The 12,227-nt window shown below is 64.0% G+C and carries 15 protein-coding genes; 7 read left to right on the top strand and 8 right to left on the bottom strand.

The genetic code is table 11. The features are described 5' to 3' along the window. Window positions 1-116 precede the first annotated feature (116 nt). The 7 genes from N4J17_RS02070 to N4J17_RS02040 all read left to right on the top strand — a co-directional run bounded on the left by N4J17_RS02070 (window position 117) and on the right by N4J17_RS02040 (window position 5,919). Entirely contained in the window at window positions 117-779 is a 663-nt protein-coding gene (locus N4J17_RS02070) for a tetratricopeptide repeat protein (protein WP_277458144.1), read from the top strand. A gap of 24 nt (window positions 780-803) precedes the next feature. After that, complete coding sequence (locus N4J17_RS02065) at window positions 804-1,565, top strand: potassium channel family protein (RefSeq protein WP_198322248.1); 762 nt, start codon at window positions 804-806, stop codon at window positions 1,563-1,565. Between the two features lie 46 nt (window positions 1,566-1,611). Next, window positions 1,612-2,124: a DUF4136 domain-containing protein gene (locus N4J17_RS02060; protein ID WP_232470340.1), complete on the top strand. Its 513-nt coding sequence runs from the start codon at window positions 1,612-1,614 to the stop codon at window positions 2,122-2,124. Between the two features lie 136 nt (window positions 2,125-2,260). Beyond that, a complete protein-coding gene (locus N4J17_RS02055) occupies window positions 2,261-2,992 on the top strand; it encodes a DUF3313 domain-containing protein (protein ID WP_277458143.1) in 732 nt (243 codons plus the stop codon). Window positions 2,993-3,157: 165 nt separating this feature from the next. Then, on the top strand, window positions 3,158-3,952 hold the full coding sequence (locus tag N4J17_RS02050; RefSeq protein WP_277458142.1) for a DUF3313 domain-containing protein: 795 nt from the start codon (window positions 3,158-3,160) through the stop codon (window positions 3,950-3,952). Between the two features lie 19 nt (window positions 3,953-3,971). After that, window positions 3,972-4,463: a glycine zipper domain-containing protein gene (locus N4J17_RS02045; protein ID WP_277458141.1), complete on the top strand. Its 492-nt coding sequence runs from the start codon at window positions 3,972-3,974 to the stop codon at window positions 4,461-4,463. Between the two features lie 58 nt (window positions 4,464-4,521). Further along, complete coding sequence (locus N4J17_RS02040; RefSeq protein WP_198322246.1) at window positions 4,522-5,919, top strand: L,D-transpeptidase family protein; 1,398 nt, start codon at window positions 4,522-4,524, stop codon at window positions 5,917-5,919. A gap of 7 nt (window positions 5,920-5,926) precedes the next feature. Here the strand turns inward: N4J17_RS02040 and N4J17_RS02035 are convergent, their stop codons facing one another. From N4J17_RS02035 to ccmD, 8 genes are all read right to left on the bottom strand, one after another. Continuing rightward, window positions 5,927-6,553, bottom strand: coding sequence for a YqgE/AlgH family protein (locus tag N4J17_RS02035; protein WP_232470322.1), 627 nt, complete (start codon window positions 6,551-6,553; stop codon window positions 5,927-5,929). 31 nt (window positions 6,554-6,584) lie between these two features. Next, window positions 6,585-6,902: a YceK/YidQ family lipoprotein gene (locus N4J17_RS02030; RefSeq protein ID WP_198322245.1), complete on the bottom strand. Its 318-nt coding sequence runs from the start codon at window positions 6,900-6,902 to the stop codon at window positions 6,585-6,587. Window positions 6,903-7,018: 116 nt separating this feature from the next. Next, window positions 7,019-8,233 (bottom strand): c-type cytochrome biogenesis protein CcmI, encoded by a 1,215-nt coding sequence (gene ccmI / locus N4J17_RS02025; protein WP_198322244.1) that lies wholly within the window; start codon window positions 8,231-8,233, stop codon window positions 7,019-7,021. A 4-nt stretch (window positions 8,234-8,237) separates the two neighbouring features. Further along, window positions 8,238-8,699 carry a cytochrome c-type biogenesis protein gene (locus N4J17_RS02020; protein ID WP_198322243.1) on the bottom strand — a complete coding sequence of 154 codons (462 nt, stop codon included), beginning with the start codon at window positions 8,697-8,699 and terminating at the stop codon, window positions 8,238-8,240. Next, window positions 8,696-9,223 (bottom strand): DsbE family thiol:disulfide interchange protein, encoded by a 528-nt coding sequence (locus N4J17_RS02015; protein WP_198322381.1) that lies wholly within the window; start codon window positions 9,221-9,223, stop codon window positions 8,696-8,698. The genes N4J17_RS02020 and N4J17_RS02015 overlap by 4 nt, the downstream gene beginning before the upstream one ends. 36 nt (window positions 9,224-9,259) lie before the next feature. Beyond that, window positions 9,260-11,233 (bottom strand): heme lyase CcmF/NrfE family subunit, encoded by a 1,974-nt coding sequence (locus tag N4J17_RS02010; protein WP_198322242.1) that lies wholly within the window; start codon window positions 11,231-11,233, stop codon window positions 9,260-9,262. Then, window positions 11,230-11,691, bottom strand: a complete 462-nt coding sequence (gene ccmE, locus N4J17_RS02005) for a cytochrome c maturation protein CcmE (protein ID WP_198322241.1) — start codon at window positions 11,689-11,691, stop codon at window positions 11,230-11,232. Before ccmE ends, N4J17_RS02010 begins: the two co-directional genes overlap by 4 nt. Further along, complete coding sequence (gene ccmD / locus N4J17_RS02000; protein WP_198322240.1) at window positions 11,688-11,855, bottom strand: heme exporter protein CcmD; 168 nt, start codon at window positions 11,853-11,855, stop codon at window positions 11,688-11,690. Before ccmD ends, ccmE begins: the two co-directional genes overlap by 4 nt. Window positions 11,856-12,227 lie beyond the last annotated feature (372 nt).

Genomic DNA, 12,227 nt, shown 5'->3' with positions numbered 1-12,227 from the left:
CGTGCGGTATGCTGTGCATATTCGATTTGACTTGATGGAATCCGAATCCGAAGATGTTTTTCCCCCGCAGGCTCCAGCGCCAAATTTCCTGTCTCCACTCGCCCATGAGGCATCTCGTGGCATGGCTGCTCACGGCTTTTCTTTGCGGCGCGGCGTACGCCGACGGCGATGCCGGAATGAAGGCGGTCGAGCGGGGCGACTATCCGGCTGCCTTGAGGGAGTTCAAGCAGGCGGCTGAGCGGGGTGATTCCCAGGCCCAGGTGAATCTCGGCAATCTGTACATGAAAGGGTTGGGCGTCGAGCAGGACTATGCGGCCGCCGGCCGCTGGTACCGCCAGGCCGCCGAGCATGGCGACCCCCTCGGGCAGAGCAAGCTGGGCATCCTTTATTACTATGGCCTCGGCGTGGACAAGAACACTGATGAAGCCGCCCGCTGGTTTCTCAAGGCCGCGGAACAGGGCGAATCCGGCGCGGCGGCGGTGCTGGGTTCGATGTACGCCGAAGGCGAGGGCGTGATCCGCGACAACGTGAAGGCTTACTATTGGTACACGCTGGCTGCCGACGGCGGGCAGACGGATGCGCTGGAAGCGCGTGCTACCCTCGTCGACGAAATGACGCCGGGGGAGATCGGCGAAGCCTTGCAGCGGGTCGGCGAGTGGCGGGAAGCGCAGCTCGAGGCGGCGAAGTCCTCGGCAGAGCATAAAGCGGCCAAGCCTTCCGGCGGGAAGGGGAAAATGCACTACGCAAGCGGCGGCGCCCGGAAAAAATCCTCGAAATAGCCGTAAACTTTCCGATCAGACGCCATGTCCGGATCGTCATGGCGGATCGACCCTGTCCAGGCTGCTTTCATGAAGGAATCCGTGCGCGACAAACCTCCTCCGCTGCGGGTGCTGCCCGGCAGTTTCCTCGGCTTCGGCCGCGGCCCGCACTACTACGTTCACCTTCTGGTGACCCTGGTCGTTCTCGGAATCGTCAGTGCCGTCACCGAGAGGCTCGCGGTCCGGGTCGTCGAGCAGCTGGTCATGGCTGGCGTGCTCATTTCCGGAACCTTGGCCACCGGCAGGACGCCCGTCCAGATCGCGCTTACGGTTACTTCAGCCCTCGTCATGTTCGTGGCCGGCTGGGCCCGCCTGTTCGTGCCCGAAACCTACTGGCTCACGGTCGTCTGGCTGACATTCAGCTTCCTGTTCTTCGCCCGAGTCACGCTTGCGCTGGCCTGGGACATTTTCTCCAGCCGGGCGCATGTTTCCGCCAGCCTGCTGTACGGCGCCGTCAGCGTCTATCTGCTCATGGGATTCACCTTCGCCAACGCCCATTTCCTGCTGGAGACCGTGGCGCCGGGCTCCTACCAGTGCGGCGCGCCGCTGTGTCACCAGGAACCCCTGTCGCCCGCCTATCTGTATTTCAGCTTCGTCACGCTTGCGACCGTGGGCTACGGCGACATCATCCCCTTGAGCCGGCTGGCGGGCATGCTGGCCTACATGGAGGCGATCGCCGGCCAGATGTACGTGGCGATCCTGGTAGCCCGGCTGGTCGGTATGCAGTTGTCCCAACCCAGGGATTAAACACATCGGAGGAGAAACCGTGCATTCGAATACGCACTGGAGGTGGATGTCGGCAGTGGCTGGCTCGCTCGTTCTTGCGCTGCTTTGGGCTTGCGCCGCGATCCAGGTGGATACCGGGTTCGACAAGAACGCCGATTTTTCGCAGTACAAGACCTACTTTTGGCTCAGCCGGCCGGCGTCCGGCAATGCGTCGGTTGACCGGCGCATCGTCGAGCTGATCGACGCCGCGCTGCGTTCCAAGGGCTGGCGCGAGGTTGGCGAAGGCAAGGGGGATGCCGCCTTGGACGCGGAGGTCCTGACCGAGGAGGAGGAGCGCAACGACACCTATTACGACGGCTGGGTGCTCAATCAGAACCTCGGGCCCGCCGACACGGTGGTGACAACCTTCCAGGAAGGAACACTGATCGTAAATGTCCTCGATGGCCGCTCCATGCGTCCCGTGTGGCGGGGCGTGGCGCATGAAACGCTCAGATGGAATCCGGCCGAGAATGAAAAACTGGCCGCCGATGCGATTAGCCGGATGTTCTCGGCTTTCCCGCCGCGGCCGGCGCGTCGTTAGACCAGCCAGCCGCCTTCGGTAGGGTTTCCGGCACCGTGTCGATGCTGTAAGCTTTTTATTTATAATGTGCCGCTTGGTGGCGGCGCGGGTTTCGTTCCATGACGTTCTCGACCGTTCTGCTCAAAGGAGATCATGAGTGAAAACCAAGTCTGCACTTGCCGCTGCGAGAGGCTTCCAAGGGATCCTGTCCGTCATCGCAGGCATCGGCCTGCTGTTGGTGGCAGGTTGCGCGACGACCCAAAAGGCCGAACTCAAACCGGGCAACCTGAAATGCGCCTTCCTGGGTAGCGATTGCTCCAAGCTTTCGCCGGGCCCCGAGGAAGGTGCCGCGCTGCGTTACAATTATCCAAAAGCCGAGTGGACCAGGTACAACAAGGTCCTGGTCAGTCCCGTCACCTTTTGGGGAGGGGATACGACGCCGGTTCCCACCCTTGATCAGCAGGAATTGGTCAATTATTTCAACGAGAAACTCAGGGAAAAGATTGGCGAGAAGATGCAGCTCGCCGATCGGCCTGGTCCCGGCGTCCTGAAATTGGAGGTGGCCATGACGGATGCCGAAACCGCGACGCCCATGCTGCGTTCGATATCGATGATCGTCCCCCAGGCGCATATGCTATCCAATCTGAAATACTTGGCCACCGGCACCTTCCCTTTCGTCGGCGGTGCCCAGGCGGAGGCCAAGGTCACCGATTCCGTCACCGGTCAGACGCTGGCGCTGGCGGTGGACCGCCGGATCGGCGGCGGCAGTTTCACCAGCGGCTTCCAGTGGCAATGGGGCGATGCCCAGAACGCGATCGACGCCTGGTGCGAACGGGCGGCGAACAAGCTTTCCGCCTGGACCTCGGGTACCGAAAAGCCCCAGCCCTGATTCGCTTCGGTGAGATCGGCTCCTCACATCCCCGCCGGGGGATGTGAGGGGGGGGAGTTACCGCAGCGTTTTTCCCCGACCGAAAAGCGTACGTGGTGAACAGGAGCTATGCCGGGTCGCCAACTGTCCGAATGCCTGAAGCCCATTATTTTTAGGAGAACCGTCGTGAGGATTTCCAACCTGGAAAACGGGAGCGGCCGGATGCCGTCATTTTGCGATGTTCCCAGCCGCTCCAGCGCTCTGCTGGCCGTTGTGACCGTGGCGTTTCTCTGCGGCTGCAGCGCGACCAAGCAGGCCCGCGATGTCGAGCCATCGGGATTCCTGGGGAGTTATTCCAGCCTGCGCAAGGGCAATGGCAACGAGCCCTTGCTGGTATACGCCAATCCGGCCGCCGACTGCCGGAAATACACCAAGGTGATGATCGATCCTGTGACGCTGTGGGCGAAATCGGGCGACTCCTGGCTGCAGAAACTCAAACCCGAGGACCGCGATATGCTGCGCAAGCTCGGTACCGATACTCTGCTGGACGTGATGAACAAGGCCCGGTTCGAGGTGGTGAGCCAGCCGGGCCCGGACGTGATGCGGGTGCGCATGGCGCTGACCGAGGCCGACAAGGCCAATGTGTTGCTGAAGGAAGGTACAGTCCTGGCGCCTTATGTCACCGCCCCGGCCGCGCTCTACTCGGAGGCCGCCGGCCAGGCCTTGTTCACTGGAGATGCGGCGTTCGAGCTGGAACTCTTGGATTCTCAGACGGGGCAGCGCTTGTATGCCGCCGCAGACAAGCGGGTCGGCAAGCTCGATATCCGCGATTTCCATGAATGGGACGATGTGAAAGAGGCGTTCAAGTCCTGGGGCGAGCGGGGAGCGCGGCGGCTGGTCAATTGCCGGACGACCGGTTCTTTCGTTTCCCGCCCCGCGGAGCAGAGCTTTGAGGAAAAGATCGACAACAATGTGCCTTGAGTTTTTCGGGAGCCTTGCCGTGAAGCAAAGATGGGATCACGTGATTGCCAAGCCGGGAGCATTGGTCGCATTGATGGCGATTGCGCCTGTGCTTTCCGCGCAGGAGCCCTACGTCTACCCGGCCAAGGGGCAGAGCGCCGAGCAGATGGCGGCCGATAAAGCGCAATGCCAGGCGTGGGCGACCCAGCAGACCGGATTCGACCCGCTGAAAGCGGCGACCGCTCCCCAGCCAACGCCCGGTACGCAGTCCGGCAGGGGCGGCTTGCTGCGGGGAGGGGCGAAAGGCGCCGCGGCGGGCGCCGCCATCGGCGCGATCGCCGGCGATGCCGGCAAAGGCGCTGCGATCGGCGCGGTGGGCGGCGGCGTGCTCAGTGCCGCGAAGCACCGCCGCCAGCAGCAGGCCGAGCAGAAAGCCCAGGCTCAGCAGGCCGAGGCGCAAGGGGCTAAATCCAGTGATTTTCTGCGGGCCTATGGCGCCTGCCTGAAGGGGAGGGGCTATAGCGTCGAATGATTCGCCAGCCGGCCGGTGAGTGCTGCGCGTGGCATGTCTGTTGCTTGCCACATTGGGCATGAACGCCTCACTTTTCCCTGTCTTTGATTCGGTTCGCCGCCTGTGCGGTGACTTCTCCATCCATCTGGCGCAGCGGCTGATTCTGGTAGCCGTGACCAGTGCCCTGCTGGGGGGCTGTGCTTCCACGCCTCCGCAGCGCGAGGCTCCGCCGAGTCCGCCGCCGCTTCCGCTGGCGGTCGAGAAGCACCAGTTCAGCGTCGCCGGAGACGAAAGCGTGGTCGGCCAGCTTGCCTCGGTCGAAACCCGCGACGGCGACACGCTGTCCGACATCGCCCGCCACTACGGCCTGGGCTTCCAAGAGCTCACCGAAGCCAATCCCGGTCTCGATCCGTGGGTGCCGGAAGCCGGCCGCCGGCTGGTCCTGCCCTTGCAGTTCACGCTGCCGGACGCGCCGCGTAAAGGCATGGTCATCAATCTGGCAACGATGCGCCTGTACCATTTCCCGACCAAGGGTGCTGACGGCACGGTGTCCACTTACCCGGTCGGTATCGGCAAGGAAGGGCGTTCGACGCCGACCGGCTACATGACCGTGGTCCGCAAGACCGAGTTTCCGACCTGGTATCCCACCGAGAACATCCGTAAGGATCACGCGTTGAAGGGCGATCCGCTGCCGGCTGCGGTGTCGCCCGGTCCCGACAACCCGCTCGGCGACTACGCGATGTATCTCAGCCGTCCGCAGTACCTGATCCACGGCACCAACAAGCCTTACAGTATCGGGTTCCGCGCGAGCAACGGCTGCATCCGGCTGTACCCCGAAGACATCGCCGCTGTGTTCCCCGTAGTCAAGCCCGGAGCCGCCGTGCGTGTCGTCAACCAGCCCTATCTGATAGGCCGCAAGAGCGGACAAATTTACCTGGAAGCGCATGAGCCCTATGAGGAACTGAATCGGGGCCGGCTGAAAGCCGAGCTGACCGCCCGGCTGAAGCGTTTGGAAAAGAAGGAAGGCGTCGTGCTGGATTGGTCCAGAGTGGAGCAGGTGCTTGCCGAGGCGCGCGGCATTCCCGTACCGATTCAGGCGAATTCGCCGCCGATGGCGGCCGTCGTGGCTCAGGCGATCGAGCTTAGGCGGCCCGCCGCCTGGTTGGGCCGGCCGGAGCCTCCCGCCGAGGATGCGGGCGGATGGATGGTAAAGGCGGCGGCGACGCGCGAAGAACTGAGTGCCCGCCGTGTCGCCGCAGTGCTCAATCACCAGGGACCGCCGATTCCCGCGCGGGCGGTCAAGGCCGGCGATGGCTTCGAAGTGCTGGCGGGGCCGTTCAAGGACGGCAAGGCCGCCAAAAACGCGGCAAGGCGCTTGAAGATCGATCTGGAGCTTGATGCCGAGGTGCGTCCGCCCGCCGATTCGGTGCGCGTGGCGGGGGGAGCGAAGCCTTTGGCGCGGGTCGGCCGCCCCTGAAGCAGGGTTACAGGGCCATGCCGGCGTGCTTGAGCGCCTCTTCCCAGACTTTGTCTGTCTCCTCGGAGAAAATCAGGGAAATGTCGGCGGGTGCGAGCAGCCAGTCGCCCCGGGCGATTTCGCTATCCAACTGGCCTGGCGACCAGCCGGCATAGCCGAACAGCATGCGCACCTGCCGCGGGCCGCGGCCGCGCGCGATGGCTTCCAAGACATCCAGTCCGGTCGACAGGAACAGCCCCTTTTTCAGCAGGCGTGTGCTGGCGCCCGCGTAATCGTCCGAATGGAGCACGAAGCCTTGCCCGATTCCCACAGGGCCGCCGAGATACAGTTTGATTTGGCGCTGTTCATTCGATTTGAGCCCAAAGGCTTCCAGCAATTTTCCCAAAGGACCCGCTCCGGCGAGGCGGTTGACGATGAGGCCCATGGCGCCGCCCTCGTTGTGGCTCACGACGTAGATGACGCTGTGCGCGAAGATGTTCGCCGGCATTTTCGGATGCGCGACCAGAAACTGCCCGGAGGTATCGGCGTGCCCCTCGGGGATTTCCGGTGGGCGCACGTAGGCTGAGACGGCGGAGCCGAGCGCCAGCGCGGCCGAAAGGACGAGGAACACAGTTAAGGAATGGCGGGTCGGCATGGCCGGAGTGTATCCCATGCCGCCACGGGAATCACTTGCGCTTTCTCCCGGGAAAGTCTTCCGGGTGCTGGATGCGGTAAAAGTCGTACGGCAGGGCGAGGGTATCGAACACGACACCTACCGGCAAGTCCAGCACGAAAGCAGGGAACAGCAGCGCATGCATCCAGGCGGGATAGGGTAGTTTGCCGTTGACGGCCGCGTCGATGTCCTTCATTCCTTGCTGTGCGCCGGGGTAGACGGTCCAGCCCTTCCTGGGCAACACGTCGGTGCGGGCGCGGATGCTGGCGCACCCGCTTGCCAGGGTGGCGATCAGGACCAGGGTGACGGCTAGGCCGCGCTTCGTGTTCATGTTGTTATTCTCTCCCGGCGACGATGTCGGAAAATGCAATGACGGCATGCAAGACGGCGGGCGGGTGAACCGACCTCCGCCGTAGCCGTCAATATAGCTTATCGGCGGCGCTGCCGTCAGTTCACGACCTGGCCGATTTCCACCGAATAGCTGCCGCCATCCTGTGCCTCCAGCGGGGAGGTCAGTCCCTGCAGATCGCCGGGGGAAGGCATGGCGTTACCGGTCTTGGAGATGCGGGCGCCGATGACGATACGCGGGAAGGACGACAGCTTCATGCCGGGCGCCATCGCCATGCCGTCGTTCAGTGTGATTTCGGCCGGCAGGTCGCTGACCTTCTTGCGGCTGATGGCTAGCGGCATGGGCGGCCCTTCCGCCGCGCGGGCGAAGACGAAGACGACGTCGTTGGGTCCCGCCCGCCCTTTCAGCTTGTCGTCGAGGGTGACTTTCACCCGGATGCTCTTGCCCGCTCCGGCGGCTGCGGGAGCCATGTCCGCCTTGACCTGGGGCGGTGCCGTGCCCTCCAGTTCGGCGATGTAGCCATCCAGTTGCCGGGTCTGCTCGCCGTCCGCCGGCAGGAGCGATCGGAGTTTCTTCCAATATTCCAGAGCCTTGGGCTTGTCCTCCCGCTCCACGGCGGCGAGGCCGGCCAGCCAGAGGCTGTGCATGTGATCCGGATTGTGCTGCAGGACGCCCTCGATGATTTCGGTGGGCTTGCCTGCGAGGCTGCCCTGGTTCGCCTCCCCGAGCGCTTGGGCGTAGAGCGCCTGCACATCGGGATTATCGGGTGCCAGCTTCATCGCGAATTCGTAGGCCTGCACGGCCTTGTCCATCTGCTGGACCGCCAGCAGCGAGCGGCCGAGCAAGAGCCAGCCGTCCAGATCGTTGGGCTGCTGCTGGAGGCGTTTGGAGAGCTGCTCGATCCTGGCCTGTAAATCTCCGGCGGCCATGGCCGGCTCTGCGGCGACGACGGCCGGGCGGGCGGCCAGGTCCATCCGGCCCAGCCCTCCATACAGCGCCAGGATCGCCAACGGCAACGCTGTGAGCACGACGATGACGGCGGTTTTCCCGGTCTCCGGCGCCTGCCGAGGGGGGGCAGTTTCGCTGACGGCGAGGTCGGCCAGGAGGTCGCGGTCGAATTCCTCGCTGAGTCGTTCCGCTGCCCGGTCGTCGCCCGTCTCGGCCGCGAGTTCTTCCCGCTTCTGCCGGTTGATCAGCCAGTTGAGCCGCGCGCGGTCCACGCCGGCGGCGGATTTCTGTCCGAGCAGGGCGGGAAGGAAAAAGGCATAGCCGGCCAGCAGCAAGGTCGTCGCCAGCACCCAAAACGATGTCATGTGTTTACCCCTGGAATCGGTCTTTCAACTGCTGGAGGCGGCGGCGTTCTTCCGCGGAGAGCGCTTCTTCCTGACGCACGGCCGCGGCGCGCCGCCTGGCCTGCTTCCACAGGAAGGCGGTGCCGCCGGCCAACAGCAGGAACGGCCCGAGCCAGAGCAACAGCGTGACGCGCTTGAACGGTGGGCGGTAGAGCACGAAGTCACCGTAGCGGTCGGTCAGGAACTGCACAGCTTCCTCGCTCGACTTGCCGCTCTGGATGATGTTGTAAACCTCGGTGCGCAGGTCTTTGGCCAGTTCGGCGTCGGATTCGGCCAGCGACTGGTTCTGGCAGACCAGGCAGCGCAAGTCCTTGATGAGCGTTTCGTAGCGTTCTTCTTTGGCCGGATCGTCGAACTGGCGGATTTCCATGGCATCCGCGGCGGGAATGGCCAGGAGGCCGCAGAGGCAAAGAATCAGTCGTTTCATGCGGCGCCCTGCAGGTCGCGGATCAGCGGCAGTATCTTGTTTTCGAGATCTTCGGGAGTCACCGGGCCGGTCTGCTTATAGCGGATCACACCATGCTTGTCGACCAGGAAGGTTTCCGGCACGCCATATACCCCCCAGTCGATACCCGTCTTACCGTCCTCGTCGAAAATGCTGGCCCGGTAGGGATCGCCAAAGCGTTTCAGCCAGGCCAGGGCGTCGTCGCGGCTGTCTTTATAGTTGAGGCCGTAGATCGGGACGATGCCGCGCTTGGCGAAGTCCACCAGCACGGGATGTTCCTGGCGGCAGGAGACGCACCAGGACGCCCACACGTTGAGCAGGAACACCTGGCCCTTGAGCTGCTCCAGGCTCAGAGTGCGGTCGGCCGCGGCCACTTCCGGCAGTGAGAACGCCGGAGCCGGCTTGCCGATGAGAGGGGAAGGCACTTCGCGCGGGTCCAGGGTCAGGCCCACGCCCAGCAGCACGACCAGCAGGAGGAAAATGACGAGAGGAATGGCGAAACGCATGCGTGATGTCACCGTCGGGTAGCGTTCGATAAAGAATCAGGTTGCACGGGCCGCTGCGGGGCCGGGAGCGACGCGGGCCTCGCGCAGCGGCAGGCGGTAGCGCCGGTCGCTGACGGAGAGGATGCCCCCGGCGATCATGAATAGGCCGCCCGCCCAAATCCAGCGGATGAACGGTTTGACGTAGAGCCGCACGCTCCAGGCATTCGTGTCCAGGGGCTCGCCGAGGGCGACATAGAGATCGCGGGATAGACCGGGGTCTATCGCAGCTTCGGTCATCATGTTGCGCTGCACCTTGTAATTCCGCTTCTGGGGCCGGAGTTCCAGGCTTTCGCCGTTCCGCTCCACCCGGAAAGTGGCCTGCCGGGCCGAGAAGTTCGGCCCCTGCACGGTCTCCGTGCCGAGGAAGTGGAAGGTGTAGCCGGCCAGCATCACGCTGTCGCCAGGCGCCATGCGCACCAGCTTTTCCTGGCTCAGGCGGTCGGACAGTACGGCGCCCACCAGGAACACCGCGATGCCGAGATGCGCGGCGGTCATTCCGTAGACGCTGGGCGACTGGGCGCGCAGTCCTTCGAGCCAGCCGTCGCGCAGCCGGATCCGGGTCCAGAGGCTGAGGCAGGCGCTCGCCGCCAGCCAGAACGCGCAGCCCAGCCCGGCCATCATCTTGAAATCGGCCTCGTCCCAGACCAGGGCGGCGAGCGCGATGCCGGCCGCGAAGCTCGCCGGGAACAGGTGGCGGACCCGGTGCAGCACGCGCCCGATCGAGCTCTCCCGCCAGGCGAACATCGGACCGATACCGGCGAGCAGGAAGATCGGCGCCATCAGCGGGGCGAACACCGTGCCGAAATACGGCGGGCCGACCGAAATCTTGCCCAGCTTCAGCGCGTCCAGGATCAGCGGATAAAGGGTGCCGAGCAGGATGCTGCCGGAAGCGGTCACCAGCAGGATGTTGTTGAGCAGCAGCAGATTTTCCTTGGACACCAGGCTATAGCGCGCCACATCGCGGACGGCCGGCGCCTTCAGGGTGTACAGCAGCAACGAACCGCCCACCACAATGGCCAGCAGGATCAGGATGAACAGGCCGCGGGTGGGGTCGGAAGCGAAGGCGTGCACGGAAGTCAGCACGCCGGAGCGGACCAGGAAGGTACCCAGCAGGCTCAGCGAAAAGGCGAAGATCGCCAGCAGCACGGTCCAGGCCTTGAAGGCGCCGCGCTTCTCGGTGACGGCCAGTGAGTGGATCAGCGCGGTGGCGACCAGCCAAGGCATGAAGGAGGCGTTTTCCACCGGGTCCCAGAACCACCAGCCGCCCCAACCCAGTTCGTAATAGGCCCACCAGGAACCGAGGATGATGCCGCCGGTCAGGAACAGCCAGGCCACCAGGGTCCAGGGCCGTGACCAGCGCGCCCAGGCCGAGTCCAGCGAGCCGCCCAGCAGGGCGGCGATGGCGAAGGCGAAGGCTACGCTCAGTCCCACGTAGCCCATGTACAGCATGGGCGGATGCACCGTCATGCCGAAATCCTGCAGCAGCGGATTCAGGTCGTTGCCGTCGGGTGGCACCGGCACCAGCCGCTCGAACGGGTTCGAGGTGAACAGGATGAACAGCAGGATGCCGACGCTCACCAGCCCCATGACGCCCAGCACCCGGGCCAGAAAGTCGTCCGACAGGCTACGGCTGAACACCGTCACCGCAGCCGTCCAGAGTCCGAGGATCGTGGCCCACAGCAGCATCGACCCCTCATGCGAGCCCCATACCGCGGTAATGCGGTAGTAGAGCGGCAGGGCCGAGTTCGAGTTGCGGGCGACGTATTCCACCGAAAAATCGTTGTTGACGAAGCAGGCGGTCAGGGCGCCGAAGGATGCCAGCAGAAACAGGAACTGCGCGCGTCCGGCGGGTTTCGCGACGCTCATCCAGATGTCCACGCCCCGCGAAGCGCCCAGCAGCGGGAAGGTGCCCTGCAGCAGGGCCATCAGCAGGGCCATGATCAGGGCGATGTGGCCGAGTTCGGCGATCATTTTTTCTGGTACTCCGAGTAGTCGGCGGGGAGCTGGCCGTTCTTCTTCAGGGATTCGGCGACTTCGGGCGGCATGTAATTCTCATCGTGCTTGGCCAGCACCTCGGTCGCCTGGAAAGTGCCGCCATCGTCGATCTGGCCCACGGCGATGATGCCCTGGCCCTCCCGGAACAGGTCGGGAAGAATGCCGGTATAGAGCACCGGTACCGCGTTTGGGCCGTCGGACACCTCGAAGCGCACGGTCAGGCTGTCCGGTTCACGCTTCACGCTGTCCTTGACCACCAGCCCGCCGAGGCGGAACGGATAACCCTTCGGGGCTTCGCCGGAGGCGATCTGGGAGGGCGTGTAGAAATAAAGGAGATTCTTCTGGAACGCCGTGAGGGCGAAGAAAGCGGCGAGGGAGACGCCCGCCACCATCAGAGCCACCCACATCATACGTCTTTGCCGCGGCGTCATCATCGGCGGGACTCCGGCTTCAACTGGCGGCGAAGGCTTTTCAGCAGTTCGTTTTTCCGGCGCAGCGGAGCGATCAGGTTGAAGGCGAGTACGGCGAAACACAGGCCATAGGAAGTCCACACGTAGACGGCGTAGCCACCCATATGGAAGAACTCTTGAAAATTCATGTGCTTGAGGAAGGCCTCGGATGAAGGGCTGATTGGGATCGACACGATATGTTACGGCAAGGGCGAGTTCAGCGGCTACCGGAGAAATGGAACGGTGCCGGATGGCGCCGTTCCTTTCCCGTGGGGCCGGGAGTTGAGCGTTTGCTGGAACGCCCAAGAATGAAGCACAAATCGGGCCGCCGCTTCCTCTTGCCGGCCCACGACGGCGTGGCAAGGGCCTTGCCGAGATCGAGCGGACGGGCGCGACCGTTTCCAGTGTGTGTGATCTGCCCTGAGTTCTGCGTCAGATACCGCAGTCCGAAAGCTCCAGTCTCGCTCAGACTTGCCGGCGATCTCGTGCGCGTAATGACTCACATGGTCAGTGAAATCGCG

The organism is Methylococcus capsulatus (assembly GCF_036864975.1).
GTDB lineage: Bacteria > Pseudomonadota > Gammaproteobacteria > Methylococcales > Methylococcaceae > Methylococcus.
Note: the sequence above shows the minus strand (reverse complement) of the source record. Positions and strands in the feature narration are given on the sequence as shown.

Coding starts and splice junctions, on each gene's coding strand:
- N4J17_RS02065 (WP_198322248.1), top strand. CDS start 804: ATGTCCGGATCGTCATGGCGGATCGACCCTGTCCAGGCTGCTTTCATG.
- N4J17_RS02060 (WP_232470340.1), top strand. CDS start 1,612: ATGTCGGCAGTGGCTGGCTCGCTCGTTCTTGCGCTGCTTTGGGCTTGC.
- N4J17_RS02040 (WP_198322246.1), top strand. CDS start 4,522: ATGAACGCCTCACTTTTCCCTGTCTTTGATTCGGTTCGCCGCCTGTGC.
- N4J17_RS02035 (WP_232470322.1), bottom strand. CDS start 6,553: ATGCCGACCCGCCATTCCTTAACTGTGTTCCTCGTCCTTTCGGCCGCG.
- N4J17_RS02030 (WP_198322245.1), bottom strand. CDS start 6,902: ATGAACACGAAGCGCGGCCTAGCCGTCACCCTGGTCCTGATCGCCACC.
- ccmI (WP_198322244.1), bottom strand. CDS start 8,233: ATGACATCGTTTTGGGTGCTGGCGACGACCTTGCTGCTGGCCGGCTAT.
- N4J17_RS02020 (WP_198322243.1), bottom strand. CDS start 8,699: ATGAAACGACTGATTCTTTGCCTCTGCGGCCTCCTGGCCATTCCCGCC.
- N4J17_RS02015 (WP_198322381.1), bottom strand. CDS start 9,223: ATGCGTTTCGCCATTCCTCTCGTCATTTTCCTCCTGCTGGTCGTGCTG.
- N4J17_RS02010 (WP_198322242.1), bottom strand. CDS start 11,233: ATGATCGCCGAACTCGGCCACATCGCCCTGATCATGGCCCTGCTGATG.
- ccmE (WP_198322241.1), bottom strand. CDS start 11,691: ATGATGACGCCGCGGCAAAGACGTATGATGTGGGTGGCTCTGATGGTG.
- ccmD (WP_198322240.1), bottom strand. CDS start 11,855: ATGAATTTTCAAGAGTTCTTCCATATGGGTGGCTACGCCGTCTACGTG.